This is a genomic window from Brachyspira sp., from assembly GCF_029258575.1.
GTDB lineage: Bacteria > Spirochaetota > Brachyspiria > Brachyspirales > Brachyspiraceae > Brachyspira.
Window position 1 is genome coordinate 1 of record NZ_JARHYI010000105.1, and the last position, 19640, is coordinate 19640.

19 protein-coding genes are annotated in these 19640 nt (G+C 25.5%); 4 read left to right on the forward strand and 15 right to left on the reverse strand.

The features are described 5' to 3' along the window. The 13 genes from Q1J76_RS08065 to Q1J76_RS08125 all read right to left on the reverse strand — a co-directional run. The coding region (locus Q1J76_RS08065) for a LysM peptidoglycan-binding domain-containing protein (RefSeq protein ID WP_300369495.1) at window positions 1–1225 on the reverse strand (1225 nt) is incomplete at its 3' end. Window positions 1226–1255: 30 nt separating this feature from the next. Further along, window positions 1256–1849 carry a hypothetical protein gene (locus Q1J76_RS08070; protein WP_300369498.1) on the reverse strand — a complete coding sequence of 198 codons (594 nt, stop codon included), beginning with the start codon at window positions 1847–1849 and terminating at the stop codon, window positions 1256–1258. Between the two features lie 164 nt (window positions 1850–2013). Next, on the reverse strand, window positions 2014–2517 hold the full coding sequence (locus Q1J76_RS08075; RefSeq protein WP_300369501.1) for an META domain-containing protein: 504 nt from the start codon (window positions 2515–2517) through the stop codon (window positions 2014–2016). Between the two features lie 140 nt (window positions 2518–2657). Beyond that, window positions 2658–2810: an ankyrin repeat domain-containing protein gene (locus Q1J76_RS08080; RefSeq protein WP_300369504.1), complete on the reverse strand. Its 153-nt coding sequence runs from the start codon at window positions 2808–2810 to the stop codon at window positions 2658–2660. Between the two features lie 191 nt (window positions 2811–3001). Next, entirely contained in the window at window positions 3002–4201 is a 1200-nt protein-coding gene (locus Q1J76_RS08085) for a MalY/PatB family protein (RefSeq protein WP_300369506.1), read from the reverse strand. A 47-nt stretch (window positions 4202–4248) separates the two neighbouring features. Continuing rightward, complete coding sequence (locus tag Q1J76_RS08090; RefSeq protein WP_300369509.1) at window positions 4249–5028, reverse strand: hypothetical protein; 780 nt, start codon at window positions 5026–5028, stop codon at window positions 4249–4251. A 39-nt stretch (window positions 5029–5067) separates the two neighbouring features. After that, window positions 5068–5433: a flagellar hook-basal body complex protein FliE gene (gene fliE / locus Q1J76_RS08095; protein ID WP_300369512.1), complete on the reverse strand. Its 366-nt coding sequence runs from the start codon at window positions 5431–5433 to the stop codon at window positions 5068–5070. A gap of 33 nt (window positions 5434–5466) precedes the next feature. Beyond that, window positions 5467–5928 carry a flagellar basal body rod protein FlgC gene (gene flgC, locus Q1J76_RS08100; protein ID WP_300369515.1) on the reverse strand — a complete coding sequence of 154 codons (462 nt, stop codon included), beginning with the start codon at window positions 5926–5928 and terminating at the stop codon, window positions 5467–5469. 35 nt (window positions 5929–5963) lie between these two features. Beyond that, entirely contained in the window at window positions 5964–6392 is a 429-nt protein-coding gene (flgB, locus tag Q1J76_RS08105) for a flagellar basal body rod protein FlgB (RefSeq protein WP_300369518.1), read from the reverse strand. A 93-nt stretch (window positions 6393–6485) separates the two neighbouring features. Next, window positions 6486–7199 carry a hypothetical protein gene (locus tag Q1J76_RS08110; RefSeq protein ID WP_300369521.1) on the reverse strand — a complete coding sequence of 238 codons (714 nt, stop codon included), beginning with the start codon at window positions 7197–7199 and terminating at the stop codon, window positions 6486–6488. Beyond that, window positions 7200–8606: an AAA family ATPase gene (locus Q1J76_RS08115; RefSeq protein WP_300369524.1), complete on the reverse strand. Its 1407-nt coding sequence runs from the start codon at window positions 8604–8606 to the stop codon at window positions 7200–7202. It abuts the gene before it with no gap. Window positions 8607–8698: 92 nt separating this feature from the next. Then, window positions 8699–9784, reverse strand: a complete 1086-nt coding sequence (locus Q1J76_RS08120) for a tetratricopeptide repeat protein (RefSeq protein WP_300369527.1) — start codon at window positions 9782–9784, stop codon at window positions 8699–8701. A 1-nt stretch (window position 9785) separates the two neighbouring features. Then, window positions 9786–10445: an HAD family hydrolase gene (locus Q1J76_RS08125; RefSeq protein ID WP_300369529.1), complete on the reverse strand. Its 660-nt coding sequence runs from the start codon at window positions 10443–10445 to the stop codon at window positions 9786–9788. 254 nt (window positions 10446–10699) lie between these two features. Between Q1J76_RS08125 and def the strand changes: the two genes are divergently transcribed. The 4 genes from def (at window position 10700) to Q1J76_RS08145 (ending at window position 14235) form a co-directional block, all read left to right on the forward strand. Beyond that, window positions 10700–11263 carry a peptide deformylase gene (gene def, locus Q1J76_RS08130; protein WP_300369531.1) on the forward strand — a complete coding sequence of 188 codons (564 nt, stop codon included), beginning with the start codon at window positions 10700–10702 and terminating at the stop codon, window positions 11261–11263. Window positions 11264–11267: 4 nt separating this feature from the next. Beyond that, a complete protein-coding gene (locus tag Q1J76_RS08135; protein ID WP_300369534.1) occupies window positions 11268–11918 on the forward strand; it encodes an HAD family hydrolase in 651 nt (216 codons plus the stop codon). A 117-nt stretch (window positions 11919–12035) separates the two neighbouring features. Then, complete coding sequence (locus Q1J76_RS08140; RefSeq protein WP_300369537.1) at window positions 12036–13283, forward strand: M23 family metallopeptidase; 1248 nt, start codon at window positions 12036–12038, stop codon at window positions 13281–13283. A 124-nt stretch (window positions 13284–13407) separates the two neighbouring features. Then, window positions 13408–14235 (forward strand): GGDEF domain-containing protein, encoded by an 828-nt coding sequence (locus tag Q1J76_RS08145; RefSeq protein ID WP_300369540.1) that lies wholly within the window; start codon window positions 13408–13410, stop codon window positions 14233–14235. Between the two features lie 179 nt (window positions 14236–14414). On the opposite strand, the gene Q1J76_RS08150 is transcribed toward Q1J76_RS08145, so the two are convergent. Continuing rightward, window positions 14415–16007, reverse strand: a complete 1593-nt coding sequence (locus Q1J76_RS08150) for a potassium/proton antiporter (RefSeq protein WP_300369543.1) — start codon at window positions 16005–16007, stop codon at window positions 14415–14417. Window positions 16008–16621: 614 nt separating this feature from the next. Further along, window positions 16622–19276, reverse strand: coding sequence for a valine--tRNA ligase (locus Q1J76_RS08155; RefSeq protein ID WP_300369546.1), 2655 nt, complete (start codon window positions 19274–19276; stop codon window positions 16622–16624). Window positions 19277–19640: the final 364 nt, after the last annotated feature.

The following is a 19640-nucleotide window of genomic DNA, read 5'->3' on the forward strand; positions in this document are numbered from 1 at the left end:
CTATCTGATTAGTAGAGATAGTATTTGTATCAGCTATCTGATTAGTAGAGATAGTCTTTATATTACCATAAGTTTGATTAGTATTATAAGTTCCTTCTCTAGTTTCTCCTTTAAGACTAGGTATAATTAATTTCTGACCAGCTCTTATTACACTAGGATTTTTTATAGTATCTCTATTAGCTTCATATATTTTTTTCCATAAATTACCATTTCCATATATGAAATCATAAGAAGCTATACGCCATAATGAATCTGTATTAGCTTTTCTTGATTGAACTATATAATATTGAGGGAATACTGTTCCATCTGATACTACTACAGTTTGTCCATCTTCTGGAAGTACTACATCTCCAGATGAACTTTCCATAGAATTAACCAAGTTAATAACATTTTTTGAATACATTAATGAATCTGAATAATTATTCGCCACTAAACTCTCACCTGCTGAAGATAATGATTTTGAAGCTTCATTATATAAATTAGGCTTAGTATTATTATAACCGTCTTTTTTAGCTTTATCTATAGACTCTTGAGCCTTTGCATAAGCCAATGGTGCTTCTAATCTATCAAGGATACTCATAGCATCTCTTGATTTTGTTAAAGAATTAGTATAATCCCCATTATCTAATAATTGTTTAGACTCATCTCTTAAACCTACAATTTTTGTATCATTATTATCGCCATTGGTTAATACTGATTCATTCATTAAATATTCTCTTCTTAAATCTATAGAAATGATATTATATCCTAATTCAGATTTATCAGATGATTTATTGTATTCAAGCATAGTATTTGTATAGTCATTGCTATTAGTTGCAACATTGAGCATACTATTTGCAGAGTTGATATCAGTAACAGATTCTTCATATAAAGAAGTTGTTAATTCATTGGTATCGCCTCCGATTCCTTTGAATAAACTAAGATTTTTTTCTGCATTTCTTTGACTATTCAATACAAACTCATAAACACCATATTTTAATATAATTTTATCAGAATATTCTTTACTTTGTTTTGAATACCCTATACTTCCATTATAATCTCCAGCATCATGAGCTTCTATTGCTAATTCTCTGTATCTTTGAGCCAATTTATAGTCTTCACTTTCTTTTAAACTTGCGGGCAAATCTGCAGGAAGTTCAGGTGGTAAAATTAACTCATTTGTTTCTTGTGCATACAAAAAACATGATAATACTAAAGTAATAAATAAAAATAATCCCTTTTTCATTTGTAAACTCCAATTTTATAAAGTTATAGTTTATTTAGCAGATTGTGATTTTTCTAATTCATCAACTTGCTTAATTTTTTCTTCAGCTTCTTTTATTCCTCTAGAACTTTCATCATATCTTATTTTAGTTGTAAAGTAAGCTTTATGATGATACTTTTTAGAATTTATGAAACAATTTACAGCTTCTTCATAATTATTAGTACTTAAAGCAGATAATGCATTTATATAATTAAGTTCTGCAAACTCATAATTATCTTTATCAACTCTATATGCTTTTATTTCTTTAGAATATACTCTCTCCATAGATATTTCTTCTTTTAGAGTCTGTGCATACTGCGGTAAGGCATTACTTAATATTAACTGATATGAATTTGATGCTGATGTTAGAAGTTCTTTCACTTTTGCAGGATCTTTATTTTCATCTATAAGTATAATAGCTTCTGAATAATTTACTTCGGCTATATCAAACTCTTCCTTTGAATAATTTTGCAAATCATATCTTATAGTTTTATCCCTTAAAACAGATGCATCTTTATATTCTTTCAAAGGCATTGTTTCTGAACAAGAAAGAATGAAAATAAAACAAAATACTAATGATATAAAAAAGTAGCTTTTAAATTGCATAATCGCTCCAATAATTTTATCTAAAACAGTAATATACTTTTTATATTATATTACTAATGATAAAAGTCAATAGTTTATTAAAAATTTATATTAAAACAAAAAAAGCAAGACAATAAAAATATTATTATCTTGCTCTTTAAATTCAAAATTATAAAATAAAAATATTATTGATTAGTATCGTCGCTAACTACTTCAACATTACCTTTGAAAGTATAAATTAAATTTGTACCTGAAGTAGTAGTGATAGTTAATACATCTTCGTCTAAAGAAACTGTATTAGCACCGCTTAATATTTGTAAATATTCTGTTTCTACTGCCATATCTTCTTCTGGTCCAGCCATTTTAGTAGAACCTAATGCTTTAAATGCAATTTTATCTCCGTCTAAAGAGAACTCTGTAAAATAATTGTTAATTGCAGAATTTCCGCCTATCATATTAGTAGCAGTAAAAGCTATTGTAACTTCTTTACCTTCATACATATTAGTAAGAGTAAATTCTTTACCTACTAAATCTTCAACAGTAATTGCTGCTAAAGGAACTTCTGTTATAGTTGCAGGCTCTGTAGTATTAGTATCTCCAGCAGGAGTAGTTTCTTCTGTATTACCACCACATGATAATACAAAAATTGTTCCCATAATCATGAGAATTGTAGATAATAATTTTTTCATTTTAGTTTCCTCAAAGTTTTATTTTATATAGATTATATTATAATTACATTTTATATCAATGTTACATATAGTAATATTAAATAAAAAAAATAGATTTTTTATATTATTTAAATAAAAATTATTAATTTATATAAAAAAAATCATTTTTCACATGCATCTTTGAAAATTTTTACTATACTTTCATGACCTATTTGATTTGCATAAGTTAATGCTGTTTTTCCAAATTTACTTTTTAAATTTGCACCGTTTTCTAGTAAATTTTTTACTACATTAAAATGTTCGCACTCTGACACATCTATAATGGCTATATTACTTTTTGAAAAGGCATTAATTAATATAAAATGTTAATAAAAAACTGATAAATATACTAATATTTTAGAATTAAGTTTTTTCATAAAAATCTCCTATAATGTATGAAATATATAGAAAAGAAAAACTATATAGGATTTTAGTAAATATTAACAAATAATTTTTATTATATTTTTTAATTATAATTTTTATTTTTTAATTGTAAAGTTACTCTACTTACAAACTCTTTTATATATTGAAAATCTGTAGCAATATTAACTCTTATAAATCCTTTATAATTATCAGAAAACCATTCTCCGAAATCTATTGCAATTTTGCAGTCATCTTGTATAAACTCTTTAACTCTATAAGGATTAACCATTTTTCTTAAATCTATAAAAGGTAAATATGTTCCTTCTAAAGGACTTGTTATTATATCTGGAACTTCTCTTTTTAATTCATCTCTAATATATTCATAATTTCTCTTCAATGTTTTTAATAATCCGTCAAGCCAATCTTCTCCATATCTATATCCAGCTTCTGCAGCAGTCATACCAAGAATATTTAATCCCGATCTATTTATAGTATCTGCATATTTATTATATATTTTTTTCATATCTTCATTTGGTATAATAATATGAGAATTTAAAAGACAAGCCAAATTAAAAGTTTTTGATGCTGAAGTTAATACAATGAGACTATCCATATATTTATCTTTATTTTTCATAGAAAGTGCAGAAATAAAAGGACGAACTCCTAAATTTATATCCTGATGAATTTCATCTGATACAATATATACATTATGTTTTTTGCATATATCAAATGTTTTATCTATCTCTTCGTCAGTCCATACTCTTCCTACAGGATTATGAGGATTGCAGAAAATTATTAATTTAACATTATTTTTGATAATATCATCTTCTAACTTTTCAAAATCTATACTGAATATACCATTATCATTTTTAAGTTCGCATCTTATAAGTTTTCTGCCATTATCCTTAACTGCATTATGAAAAGGATAATAAACTGGCATAAGAGTTATTATACTATCTCCTTTATTTGTAAAAGCATTAATAACCCAATATAAAGAAGTTACAACTCCTGTAGAAAAACTTACCCACTCCTCTTTTAAATCTATATTATATCTGCTCTTTTGCCAATTAAAAAATGCCTCGAAATAACTATCCCATAAAAAAGTATAACCAAAAATTCCATGTGATACTCTTTTATTTAAAGCTTCTATAATTGCATCAGGAGTCCTAAATTCCATATCAGCAACCCACATAGGTAAAAGTCCATCAACATTAAATCTTTTATCTTTATCAGTAGCCCATTTTATAGAATTAGTTCCTTCTCTATTTACTAAATATTTATTATTAAATTCTTCTATAGTCATAAAAACCTCAAATACAGTAAAAATTTAAAAATATCATCAATAATATATTACAATGAAAATATATCCTTTATAATATAAACAAAATCATTTTTAGGAAATCTATTAATATTTATAACATTCTCTATCGCCTCAGCAAAATATAATTTATTTTCACTAGGTAAATATGATACTGTAAATATCTGTGCATTGCTATTTAATAATCTTTCTTTTGTATAACCATATTCAGACATTTCTATTATTCTATTCGGCACATTATCACCATAGAAAACAAAAACGGCATGATTATACAACTTTGCTTTTAATATTTTATCTTTATCATTATTATCTTTTCTAAAAAGTTTTTGATTATCATCTACATATAAATCAAATATTTCATTAATTTCATTTTTAATATTATTAAGTACTGCCTCGCCGTCCTTATCAATATCAACTAAAAAGAAATAGTAGGCATGTATTATAATTGATTTTTTATTCTTTATGACTTCTGCATTAATAAATACTCTTGATGAATTTATAGAATACATGCTATATCCGAAATATCTCAATCTATCTATTATATTATCTTTAGAAACAATTTTATTTATATTATGCTCCAGATACGAATTATTCTTTATGAATATTAATTTTCTTTTATTTATATTTGAAGCATCAATATATAAAAATACCAATGTGATTATTTCGAGTATTATTAAAGTTATGATAATATATATTTGATTATCATTATAAATTGAAAAAAATATTAAGTTGGCAAACGTTACAGCTATTAAACCGTAAACGCCTGCCCTTAATAACTCTTTTTTGAAGGAGAACAGCTTATTATTGTTCATTATTACTAGTTTATATTATTTATTCTTAAATTATTCTAATTATCTATAAGTTGTAACTTCCTGATAAGCTCTTACTGCTCTATCAATTACAGCTTTTGTAAAACTAAGAGATAATTCAGCCTCAGCAATAGCGTTCATTACATCAGACACATCAACTTGATCTGGTCTAATTCCAGCCTGCACTATTATATTATCTCTATCAACTTGTTTTTGATTTACAGAATTAACAGCATCACTTAACATTGTGCCGAAATTACTTATTAAATCATTGCTAGAACTTCTTCTCAACTGCTGAGCAGGTCCATAATGTCTAGCATCTGTAGTTTTCAATACAAATCCGTAATTATCTCCTACATTTCCAGTTTTTGTCATACTATAAGCATTCATTGCAGTATTAATATTCATAAAAAATATCCTTAAATTATTACTTTATATTGATTAATATCTTATTATATTCAAAGCACTAGCAAACATATTTTTAGCAGACTGAATCATAGTAGAGTTTGCCTCATAAGCTCTTGAAGCTTCCATCATATCAACCATCTCTGTAACAGGATTAACATTAGGCATTTCAACATAACCAGCCTTTTCACCATATTTAATTGCATCAGGGTGAGAAGGATCATAAACGAATCTAGTTGCCGTTTCCGTATCCTTTTCTATACTGAATACTCTTACTCCTGTACCTACATTAGGCTGTAAAGCGTCTGGTAAAAAAGGACTTCTATATTTGTTTCCATCATCTCTAGGCTTGAATATTACTCTGCTTCTTCTAAAAGCTCCGCCCTCTGTAGTTCTTGTTGTATTAACATTTGCTATATTATCAGCTATAACATCCAATCTTGTTCTTTGGGCAGTTAAACCGCTTCCTGATGTATTAATAATTGAAAATATTCCCATTTCTGTTACTCCTTTAAGAATTTAAGTAATACAAATTAAGCATTGCCTATCATTCTTCTTATTTCTCTATACTGAGCATTAACTATTTGTGTAAACATTTGATATCTTAAAGTATTTTTAGCCTCTTCAGACATTTCTTTATCTATATCTACATTGTTTTTATCATTCCTATAGCTTGTGTCATAATCTACTGTGATATTAGGAGATACATCTTGATAATTCATAGGCATATGAAAAGGAAAATGTCTGGAATCAGTTCTTTTAGCTTCCATACCATTATATTTTTCACTGTCTAAAGCTCTTGCAAGCTGATATTCAAAAGTTACATCGCTTCTTTTGAAATTAGGTGTAGATACATTTGCTATATTATCGGATATAACCTCAGCTCTAAGCCCATAAACATTCAAAAGCTTTTTAGCCACCTTCATAGTTTTAGCATAAGTTGTATCGGCAAACATATTCATAGTTATAACCTCTAAATTATAAAATTATACTTATGAATATTGTCGGTTTTATAAAAAAGTGCTTTAATATTTTTTTGGATTATGTTATGTAAATTATATTTGTATATTATATTTTTCTTCTAAATACTCTAAAAAATATGGAAAATCAGAATATGGATAATCTGTTATATGTTCATAATCATCTAATGGTGAATTAGAATTTGTAAATTGCTTATATTTATTTATAGCTTCCCTATGCATATTAAAAACATTAGATTTTTTATATTTTATAAGTGATTCAATTTCTTTTTTTATATCTTTTAATTTAGAATTAATTTGTTCATCATCGAGATAGAATTTCATCCAATCTTCAAATCCTCTATAAGAAAATATAAAATAATAATCAATTTTATAATTATTACTATTTATAATTTCCATTACATCATTTTTTAATTTATTAAATGCATCTAAAGGTCCCTTATCACAATCTGTTATCATAACTAATATATAATTGGAATTATCGTTTACTAATGCAAACTGATCTTCAAGTTTTAATTTTACAATTTCTAATATTTCATTTATTGCTTTAGAAGCTTCATCTGCATTTTTATAACGATTATCTATTTGATTAAAATCTTTATTAAAATTGGGATATTTCCTTATATTTTCTATTAATTCTAATTCACTAGGGTTACAAATATAATCTATTATTCCTCTATAATTCTCTAATAAAAAATATAAATATTTCTTTTCATAAATACCAGTTGAAAGACATATTAATTTATTTTTTTTACTTTCTTGTAAAAGATTAGGTATAGTAAAACTCATTTATAACTCACTATTATTAACATACATTTTTATAGGTAAATCATAAGCTCTAGGAAAATATTTTGCACCTAATTTATTATTTTTATAATTTTCAATTAAATTTTCTTTTTTTAATCCTTTTATATCAGAAGCAGAATAAACATAAGTATTATTATTTTCTTTTACAACAAATTTAACTTGCTCCAAAATCAAATATTTAAAATCCATAAGCATTATATCATGTGTTGTCATAAATAACTGAGAAGTTTGTTCAATCTCTTTATATCTATTTTTTTTAAATAACAAAAATGCAGTTTTTATTAAATCAGGCTGAACTCCATAAAATTCATCATGCAATGATAAAGAACCATTTTGTAAAGATTTAACTATATTAAACATATGAAAAGCATATATTTTTGTTCCATCAGATTCTATTTCATCAAAAGGAACTTTTTTACCGTTTCTATATGAAACAGCTTTTTTACGTTTTTTTATAAAATTATCATTTTTACTGCTTAAAAATTCTAAATTCTTTATTATTGAAATAATAGCTTTTTCTTCTTTAGAAAGATTTTTATTTGATTTGATTTCATCTTCTTTTAATGAATCCATAGATTTTTTCACATCATAAATATTCTGATCATTTTCATCTAATTCAAAAGCAATATTATCTATACCAACATCAGCTATTTTTATTAAATCTATATAAAATTCTAATAATTTATATTTATCTAAATTATTATATATTCTATTAAAAAAAACTTTTGTAAAATTAGGAACCTCTAAGTAGTTTATCCCAATATTAGTTGTTAACATAGATACCATAAGTTTTCTATATTTTATTATAGTATTAAATTCATCTTTTTCTTTTGTATAAATATCCATTAAAAATAATATAAATGTTTCATCAGATGGTATAACAATATTTTTATCATTTGTTATAGTATTTTTTATCAAATCATTATTAATTCTTTCAAAAACTACATTACCATTTTCTGTAAGAATTTCTTTTGTAATTTGTATGCTTTTTTTATATTCATCATCTATTTCCTTATTTTTTACATTTAATTTGTAATTATATAATGAATACTTATTTTCATTTAAAACATTGGAATAAAATTCTATTTCAAATTTAGATTCTTCGGTCTCACCATAAATCATATTTGGATTATATAATTTATTTAAAAAATTACTGTTTAAATTACAAGAGCATAAATTTAATATAGCCTCAAATATATTAGTTTTACCTGAACCATTATGTCCATAAAATAAACATAATTTTGAAATATAATCATCATTTATTTTTAATACAAAAGGATTATCTTCTATATTTTCTTTAGTATTATCTTTTCCTGGATATATTCTAAAATCTAATTCTACTTTATCATAAATAGATTTATAATTTTCTACTGAAAATTTAACTAACATTTTTTATATATTAACCTTTATTTTTTATTTAAATAATTCAAATTAGTATACATTTTTTTTAAACTTTGTAAATACTTATTTTTATGTATTTTTCATTTAAAATATAAACTATTCATAACTTCTTTAGCAAATGATATAAAATTGCTACTAACTGTAACAGTTGATGATATTGTAAGTATTATGGATTCTTCTTCATTACCAACTACAGTTATAGCATTAAAGAAATCATTTTTATTTATCTTTGAAGTAAATATATATTCTGCAAATAAATCATTATATTCTTCTCTTGTTCTTATAGATATTGGAGTAATTACAGAATAAAGCTCACCTCTTCTGCTTCTAAATCCATCAAAAAGATCTTTTATGGCAACTTCATCATATTTTTTATCACTATAGCTTATTATAATTGATGTTCTATTATCAGAACTTTCTATCTTTAAAACTGCTCCGTCTATAGAAGCATTGAAATTTTCAGGTACAAGTAAATGAAATCTATCAGGATTTGCTTGAATTGATATTAATTTGCCTATATCAAATTTAGCATTATCCCTTAAATATTTTATATTATTTATTCTATTTATTATATTTGAATCATTTTTATTTACAGTTAATGCCCTTTCTAAAATATCTAAAGCATCATCATATTTATATAAAGCCCTATAAGCAACAGACATATTAATCATAGAAAGCATATCATTATTATCAATGGATACAGCCTTTTTATATTTTTCTATAGCCTCTAAATGTTTTCCTTCCATAGAAAGTATAATACCATACTGTCCGTAAACACTTGAAGTAGCATCTCCTAATGATATAAGTTTTTCTATTACATTCTTTGCCTCTTCATATTCATAAGTACTTATAAGTGCCTCTATCTTATTCTCAAGCAACTCTTTGTCATCTTTTATAAAATTAAGACCATTATTAATAAGCTCTATAACAGATTTATAATCATTCTCTTCATAATATATATCAGCTAAAACCAAATATCCATATTTATATTTATTATCTTTTTTTATAAGTTCTAAAGCTAATTTTTTGGCATATGAAATATTATTTATATCTATAAGATTATCTATTTTTTTCGCTATAATATCATTATTCTCTTTTATAATATCTTTAATTTCTTCATCTTTTGTTTCATCTAAAGTATTATTAATATTTTCAGTAACTGACATACTATCTCCAATTAACTATAATAAAACCCATATCCTTATTTTTTAAGGCATAATCTTTTAACTTTTTATCAGGATTAACACATACTTTAGTGTCGGCAAAATTAAAAAGAGGTAAATCACTTATAGAATCACTATAAGCTATATTTTTATCGCTATGCCATGTAAAAAAATGCTCTGTAAATAATCTGTATTTCTTTCCAGAGCCATAGCAGTTTTTACCATACATATAACCAGTATACTTTCCTCTGAATGTCCATAATTCAGTTCCCATACATTTATCAAATCCCAAATTTTCAGCTATATATTTAGCATAAATTTCAAAACTTGCAGTTATTAAAATCAAAGTATATCCTTGATTTTTTAACTTTTTTATCTCTTCTAAAGCATCTTTATAATATAATTGCGGAATGATTTTATCTGCAAATTCCTTGGCTATTTTATTTCCAAATTCTATATCTATATTTTTGAATATATGAGCTATTCTATATTTTATACTTTCATTATTTATTATTTTCAAATAGAATAAAATAAAATAAGGTATTAAAGCTATATAGTATATTATACTGCTGGGATTTTTCTTTAAATAAAAAATCATAAAAGGAACAATAGAATCTTTATTTATAATAGTTTTATCCAAATCAAAATAAGCAACTCTCATCATAAAGTTTATTCTACTACAAAAAAATCATTTGTCAAAGGAATTTTATAATTTTAAATAACAATTAATAAAAAATTATGTAAACCCTATATAAAAATGGCTTGACTATAAATAAAAAATTTAATATTATATATAAGGATTAATATTAATTAATAATTATTTTTAATAATCCAAATATTGTAAATATGCTATATATCAAATAAAAAATATAGGCAATTTACTTAAAATAATAATTACAAATAATTTTAGGAGATAATATGCTAAGAGAATTAGTAATATATGGAGATGAAAGACTTCAGCAAGTATCTGAAAAAATAGAAAAAATAGACGATGAAATACAAACTTTAATAGATGATATGTTTGAAACTATGTATAAAGAAAGAGGAGTAGGACTTGCTGCTGTTCAGGTGGGAATACTAAAAAAACTTATAGTTATATCTGTTCCTGATTTTGACGATGAAAAAAAGCCTGATTTCAAATTGGCATTAATAAATCCAGAAATAATATGGCATGGAGAAGAAAAAGAAATATTGGAGGAAGGCTGTTTATCATTTCCTGAAATAAGAGATGATGTTGCAAGATATACACAAATAAAAGTAAAATATTTAGACCGTGAAGGAAATGAACAGATACTTGAAACTGAAAATTATATAGCAAAAGTACTGCAGCATGAAATAGATCATACAAATGGAATATCTTTTATAGACAGACTCGAATCTTATCAAAAAAGAAGATTAAAAAGAGAATTAAAAGAACTTAGAAATAATACTATAAGAGGCATAAAAAAAGTTCATAATAGAGAAATGCTTCATAATAGTTGATAATATGATAAAAAATATAATATTTGATTTGGATGGAACTTTAGTAGATTCTGTATTAGATATATATAATTGTGTTAATACCGCATTAAAACACTTTAATTTAAAAAGTATATCTATAGAAGATACTCGTCAATTTGTAGGAAATGGTGCTAAAGTACTTATTAAAAAAGCTGTTAATAGATACAGTAATAATGAGAATATAGAGGAAGAAGTATGTAAATTCTATATAAAGTATTATGAAGAACATTGTACAGACAGTACAAAGCTTTATGATGGAGTTTATGAAACTTTAGATTTATTATATAATCAAAACATTAATATGTTTGTAATAACTAATAAACCTAATAAAATGGCTGTAAAAACTATAGAAAAATTAAATATACTTAAATATTTCAAAGCTGTAATAGGTGATGGTGTTTATCCATACAGGAAACCTAATGTTAATATATGGTATAGTCTAAAAAAAGATTACAATTTATTAGAAGATGAAACTGTGATGATTGGAGATGGAATACCAGATTATAAATTTGCCAATAACGCTTGTATAAAATGTTTTATAGTATTATATGGAATAACGAACAAAAACATTTTGTTAGAATTAAAAAATTATTATTATTTAAATTCATTTAAAGATATTGCCGATTATATAAATTAAGAAATAAATTTATAAAAAGAAAAATTATATACTTGACAATACTATAAAATATTTGTATATTAGAATGAATTATTCGTTAGTAATGAAATAAGTATTAATTTAACAGTAACAATAATTATGAAAAATAACAAGATTAAGTACACTAAAATTAGAAAAAGTAATATTATATCCTCGCAATTTGAAGATATAATCTCAAAAATAAAAAAAAAATTAGGTAATAATTCTAATATACAAAGAATAAGAACTACCTATGTACATTCTACAAGATATTCTATTAATAATGATAAGAAAAAAAATATTTTTGGAAAAATAATTAAGAAATTTTCATTAACTGCAGCATCATTATCATTATTTATGTTTCTATCCAATTTTTTAATAATGAATATGCGTCAAACTTCAAATGCTGCTATTCTGCCTGAAGATAAAATACCGTCTAATTTAGCATATAATAAAATATTAGATGAAATATCTCCAGAGCAAGTAAGCTACAACGCTTCAAGCATATCGGCAGTGCCAACTGTAACTTCAGCTGTAACATTAGAAAATGCAACAGATATATTCTATAATACTATAGCTTCTGATAATACTTTAGTAGGAGATGGTACTATAGGAATGAAATATGATGAATATGTTATAGAAGAAGGTGATAATCTTACCACAATATCAAAAAAAATAGGCGTTAATTTAGATACTTTAGTGAGTGTAAATAAAATAACTAATGCCAATAGATTAAGACCTGGACAAAAAATAGTAATACCTAATCGTAACGGACTTCTTTATACCATAAAAAAAGATGAAACTATAGAAGAAATTACAGACAGATATGATGTTTCTCTTAATAGGGTTTTATCTTTCAATAAAATAAGTAATATTGATGATATAGAAGTTGGAGATGATATATTTTTACCAGGTGCTAAATATACTTTAGATGAAAGAATAGATAAATTCGGACAAATGTTCAGCATTCCTACTACTATCACTAGAATAAGTAGTATATTTGGATATAGAATTCACCCTATTACAGGCGTTAGAACAAAACATATGGGTGTAGATATACCCGGAAGAATAAATACTCCAGTATATGCCGCAAGAAAAGGAAAAGTAATATTCGCAGGATACAGCGGAGGATACGGAAATTTGGTAATAGTTCGTCATGATAAAGGATATACAACATATTACGGACACCTTAATTCCATAACAACAAAATCTGGAGCAACTGTAGGTGTAGGTGTAATGATTGGAAGAATGGGAAGTACTGGAAGATCCACTGGAAGCCATTTACATTTTGAGGTTAGAAGAAATGGAGTGGCTTTGAATCCTGCTGATTTTATACCTATAAAGAAATTTTTAAATGGAAGAAGATAATATATAATTAATAAAAATTAAGGGGATTCTTATAAAAGAGTCCCTTATTTTTTATATATTAACTTTATTTTATATTAAAATTATAATTGAAATATATTTTTATTTTTGTATAATGTTTTTGAATATGAATGATATTATTAATATAATCAATATTTTGAATAAAATACCAGAACCTTTTTCAGTAGATGGCATAATAAAAACTTTTGAAACTAATTCCAAAAATTTTATAAAAAGTTTCGCTATTTATTTCTATAAAGACAATACAAATGAATCAAGATTATGGTATGTTTCCAAAAATAAATCGGTAATTAATGGAAAAGAAAATAATAAAGAATATACATTATTTGCAAGAGGAAATAAATTCGGATATATAATACTCAATACAAAAAAAAATAAAAATGAAATATCAATATTGATAAATTATCTTTCTATACTTCTATATAGTGAAAAACTATCATTTCTAGCAAATAGAGATAAACTTACAGGTCTGTATAACAGAGGATATATAATAAAATATTTAGAAGAAAAAGAGATATCAAATGAAATATACTCTATAGTAATAATAGATTTGGATAAATTCAAGCATTATAATGATACCTATGGTCATAATGTAGGAGATCATGTACTGAAATTAGTATCAAAAATTATGAAGGAAACATTAAAAAAGTTGGAATATAAATCTGTACTGGCAAGATACGGAGGCGAAGAGTTCATAATAGTTTTTGATATAAATAATAGAAATGACCTTTTTAATGCTATGGAAAAAATAAGACAATCCATATTAGAAACCGATTTTTCTACAGATGAATATTCATTAAAAGCTACTGCATCTTTAGGCGGATCAATAAAAGAAAAAAATACAACATTAAGAGCTTTTATAAATAAAGCAGATCAATCCTTATACAATGCCAAAGAAACAGGAAGAAATAAATCTGTTATATTAGACTTTTAACGTCTTATTAAGAATTCAATTTACAAAAAGTATAATTTAGATTAACAATACGAAAATATAAGTCACTTTTATTTAGCTTTAAATTATATAAAGCTAAATAAAAGTGGGAGATTATTTATGAAAAATACTATATAATATAACCATTAATACAAAATATAGTAAAAAATATATAATAAAATTTATTCTTTAATAAGTACTATATCTCTGTATTTAATAGCTGTATTTCCTCTAGGTATAATAGTACCCCCTTCCCTCTTTATCATAACTATCAAATTATTTTTAGGTAAATTTAAATCTTTTAATTCTTTATCTTTCCAAGGATGATGATGATTAATATGTATTTCTCTAAGGCTTATATCATAATATTTAGTTTTTTTGGCATTAAGTATTACAATATCTCCATTTTCTATTACAGTTTTTCCATTTGGAATTATTGTACCTTCTCCCCTTTCAATGGTTACTATAATAGAATTTTCAGGAAGCTCTATTTCCATTATAGGTCTGCCTACCCAATGATGTGAAGAAGGAATTTTTACCTGTATTAATTCCATATCAGAATCATCTACATAATCGTTAAAAGTTTTAAGTACATTTTCATCAGAGTCCACTAAATCCAATTTTTTAGCTATTATAGGAAGAAATGTACCTTGAATAAGTACGGATATTATTGCCAAGAAAAACACTATATGAAATATATCATAACTTATAGAATTACTATTAACTATTACAAATATAGCAAATACGATTGAAGCTGCTCCTCTAAGTCCAGCCCACATAACTAAAAGCTGTTTTCTAAATGTTACCTTAAAAGGAGTAAGTATAGCAAATACCGCTATGGGTCTTGCCGCAAATGTAATAAAAAGTGCTACATAAATAGCAGTAGGTGCAACATTGAATATTCTTGACGGAAATGATAAAAGTCCAAGCAAAAAGAATAATACCATTTGCATAAGCCCAGTTACGCCGTCAAAGAAATGAACCAAAGTAACTTTATTTTTAATATCGCTGTTTCCTAAAACAATACCAACTATATAAACTGTTAAATATCCATTACCACCAACTACAGAAGATAATGAATATGCAAGTAAAGCTATTGCAAGTACAAATATAGTATCAAGCCCATTAACTGAAAATCTAAACCTTTTTAGCATATTATAAGACAAGAAAGACACAACCAATGCTGCAAGTAAAGCAAAAACTACCTGAGCAAAAACCATATATATAATAGATAATGGACTAGTTAAAGTTTTTCCAAGAAGTCCCAAAAATATGACTGTAAGCATATAAGACATAGGGTCATTACTTCCGCTTTCAAGTTCTAAAAAAGATGCTAATCCATCTTTTAAATTTAAATTTCTAGAACGAAGTATAGAAAACACAGAAGCTGCATCAGTAGAACCTATAACAGAACCTATTAATAAACTTTCAAGCAATTCAAATTTAAGTATAAAATAACATAAAGCACCAGTAACTATGGATGTAATAAAAGTTCCTAAAAAAGACATAATAAATGCCTTGCATGCCACAGGTTTAGCAGCTTTCCAATTGGTGCCGAATCCTCCATAAAACATAATGAATATCAATGTGATAGTACATAATTGTTCAGCTATTTGATAATCATTGAATTCTATTTTTAAAAGTCCGTCACTTCCGAATATCATTCCTAAAACCAAAAAAAGCAAAAGTGATGGTACGCCTACCTTAACTGAGATTTTACTCACTATTATGCAAAGTATAATTATTATAGATGATAATAATATTGAAGTATTCATAAAAACCTATTATGTTAATAATATTTTGCAATAAGTATATATACTTTTAAAAAAAACACAAATATTCTATTTATAAAAAATTATTCTGCTATATGTAAATTGAAAAATTATTTTAATAAATACAAATAGTAATATTGCAGAATTATATACTTAGCAAAATCTGATAAATTTCTCAATAAAAAATTAATTATAAAATTTGTATGATGAGTATTTGACTATTTGATTATAAGTTAGTAAAAATAAAAAACTTGACTTATATTAATACAAAAATAAACATAAGACAAGTTTTTAATTGCTATTTGTAATACAAACAATTATCTTTTTTAATCTCTTTTTCAACTTTTTCCAACTGAAAAATGTACTAATTATTTCATTATTCGGCTACATTTTAAGAAAGTGCAAATATTTAAATTTTATATCTAAAAAATAACATCATAAGTTTTGCTATACTTCATTAAAATGCAATTCTTTTGCTTCCTTTATATCAATAAAAGAAGTAATGTGCAAGTACTAGTACCCGAAAATAATAAAAATATAAATTTAACAAACTAAAAAATTTAATATTAATAACTAATTTTATAAGTTAAATAAATTTAGTATATTACAAACTATAATTAAAGAGAAGACAAAACTTCTTCTATACCTTTTAATTTATCTTCAAACTCTTTTTTCTTTCTGTTTTCAGTATCAATAGCTTCCTGTTTAGCTTTTTTCATGAAGTTTTCATTAGAAAGTTTTTTGTTTACAGCTTCTAAATCTTTTTTATATCCTGCTGCTTCTTTTTCTAATCTTTTCTTCTCGGTTTCTAAATCTATTATGCCTACAAGATTAACATTTATCTCACCGCCTTCAAACACTTTAACGAATGAACCTTTGTTTCTCTCACTATCTTTTGAAGAAACTATATTCAATGATTCTGTAATTGAAAGTGCTGATATAATATCCTTATAGCTTTCTGCAGTATTTTTGAAATAATCTGAAGTATAGCGAATTATTACATCAAGTTTTTTATTCGGAGGTAAATTAAATGATGAGCGGGAATTTCTTATTCCAGACACTATATCCTGAATCAAGTTGAAATCTTTTTCTATATCTTCAAATATATATTTAGAATTAGATTTCGGATATTCTCTGATCATCAATGCTTTTGAATCAATATTATGCTTTGGTAAATTAGAATAAATTTCCTCTGTGATGAAAGGCATAAATGGGTGAATCATAGCCATTGATTCTTCAAGTACATATAAAAGAACAGCAATAGTTTTTTCTTTTTTACTTTCATCTTTCAAATCAAATTTACTTATTTCTATATACCAATCGCAGAACTCATTCCAATAGAATTTATAAATTGTCTGAGAAGCCTCATCAAATCTATACTCTTTTAATTTCTGAGTAGTTGATTCAATAGCTTTCTGAAGTCTTGATAATATCCATTTATCTTTATTTTCAAGAGTATAAGTATCTAAATCTTTTATATTAAAATTATTATCTATGTTTCCCAAAATGTATTTAGCACTGTTATAAATTTTATTAGCAAACTTTCCACCCATTTTGAAAAGCTCTCTGTCAAGCCAAATATCCTGTCCGCCTAATGAAGTTATGAAAGATAAAGTAAATCTGAATGCATCTGCTCCATGCTCATCAATAATTTCTATAGGGTCTATACCATTTCCTAAACTCTTTGACATCTTTCTTCCGATTTTATCTCTGATAAGTCCGTTAAGATAAACATCTTTGAAAGGTACATCATTCATAAAATGAGTTCCAGCCATAATCATTCTAGCAACCCAGAAGAATAATATATCATATCCTGTAACAAGTGCAGTAGTAGGATAGAAATATTTTAAATCTTCATTAACTTCAGGCCAGCCGAAAGTAGAAAAAGGCCATAGCCAAGAAGAAAACCAAGTATCAAGTACATCTTCATCTTGATGAATATTTTTAGATTTACATTTACAGCATTCTGCGATATCAGTTTTTGAAACCATCATCTCTCCGCAGTCATCGCAGTACCAAACAGGAATTCTATGTCCCCACCATAATTGCCTGCTTATACACCAATCTCTGATATCAGTCATCCAGTGATTATAAGTATTAATCCATCTTTCAGGATAAATTTTTGTATTGCCATCATTAACAGCCTTGTATGCTTTTTCTGCTAAAGGCTTCATTTTGACAAACCATTGATCGCTGTAATAAGGTTCTACAACATTATGACATCTGTAACAGTGTCCTACCTGATGTTTTATATTATCCTTACCGACAAAAGCATCTATCTTTTCAAGTTCCTGTATTATTAAAACTCTTGCTTCTTTTACAGTTTTACCTTGATAATTAGCTGGTGTATTTTCATTGAATGTGCCATCAGCATTAAGTATATTGATTATTTCTAAATTATGTCTTTGTGCTATAGCAAAGTCATTAGGATCATGAGCTGGTGTAATTTTTAAAGCTCCTGTACCGAACTCTTTATCTACATAAGTATCTTTTACAAGTCTTAATTTTCTGCCTACTATTGGAAGTATTAAAACATCATTTTCAGTAAGATGGGCATATCTTTCATCTTCTGGATGAACAGCAATAGCAACATCGGCTAAAATAGTTTCGGGTCTTGTAGTAGCTATTTCAATATATTCATCTTTTCCTTCTATTTGGTATTTAACATGATATAAAGCTCCTGCTACCTCTTCATGCTCTACTTCATCATTAGCCAAAGCAGTACCGCAGCTAGGACAATAATTAATAAGATATTTACCTCTGTATATTAAGCCCTGATTATAAAGTTCAACGAATACCTCTCTAACAGCATTACTTAACCCCTCATCAAGAGTGAATCTTTCTCTATCCCAATCGCATGAACAGCCTATTTTCTCTAACTGTTTTACTATAATAGAGTGATGTTCATTAGCCACTTCCCAAGTTTTTTTAACAAAAGCCTCTCTGCCTAAATCATATTTATTTTTGTCTTCAGCTTTCAATCTTCTTTCAACAACATTCTGTGTAGCAATACCAGCATGATCAGTACCAGGCATCCATAAAGTACATTTTCCTAGCATTCTATGGAATCTTATAAGTATATCTTGCAAAGTGTTATTAAGTCCATGCCCCATATGCAGTACGCCTGTAACATTTGGAGGAGGTATGACTATAGAATATGGTTCTTTATTTTTATCCATAACGGCATGAAAAAATCCGCTTTCCTTCCAGAATTTATATAATTTGTCCTCAATGTTTTTAGGGGTATATGCCCCTTCTAAAGTATGTTTCATACTCTTTTCCTCCAATTTTTAATTTTCAGTTCATTAACATATTAATAATTTTTCTTATAGTATAATCCTAATTATTTATTTTATTTTCAGGAAACAATTTTATACTGAAATGTTCAAAGAAAGAACAATATTAATTTTATCATAAATAATGAAGATTATATTTATTTTATACTATATATGATATTTTTCAATTATTAATTTTGATATATTATTAAATTATGCAAAATCATAAATATTATAATGCACGGGAGCCAGAGATATTTCCTTTAAGTATTCCTTATTTTTTTGAAGTATAACATAGGAGTATCATAATTTAAAGCGGAATGTATTCTTTTATGATTCCAAAAATTATTATATTTTATTA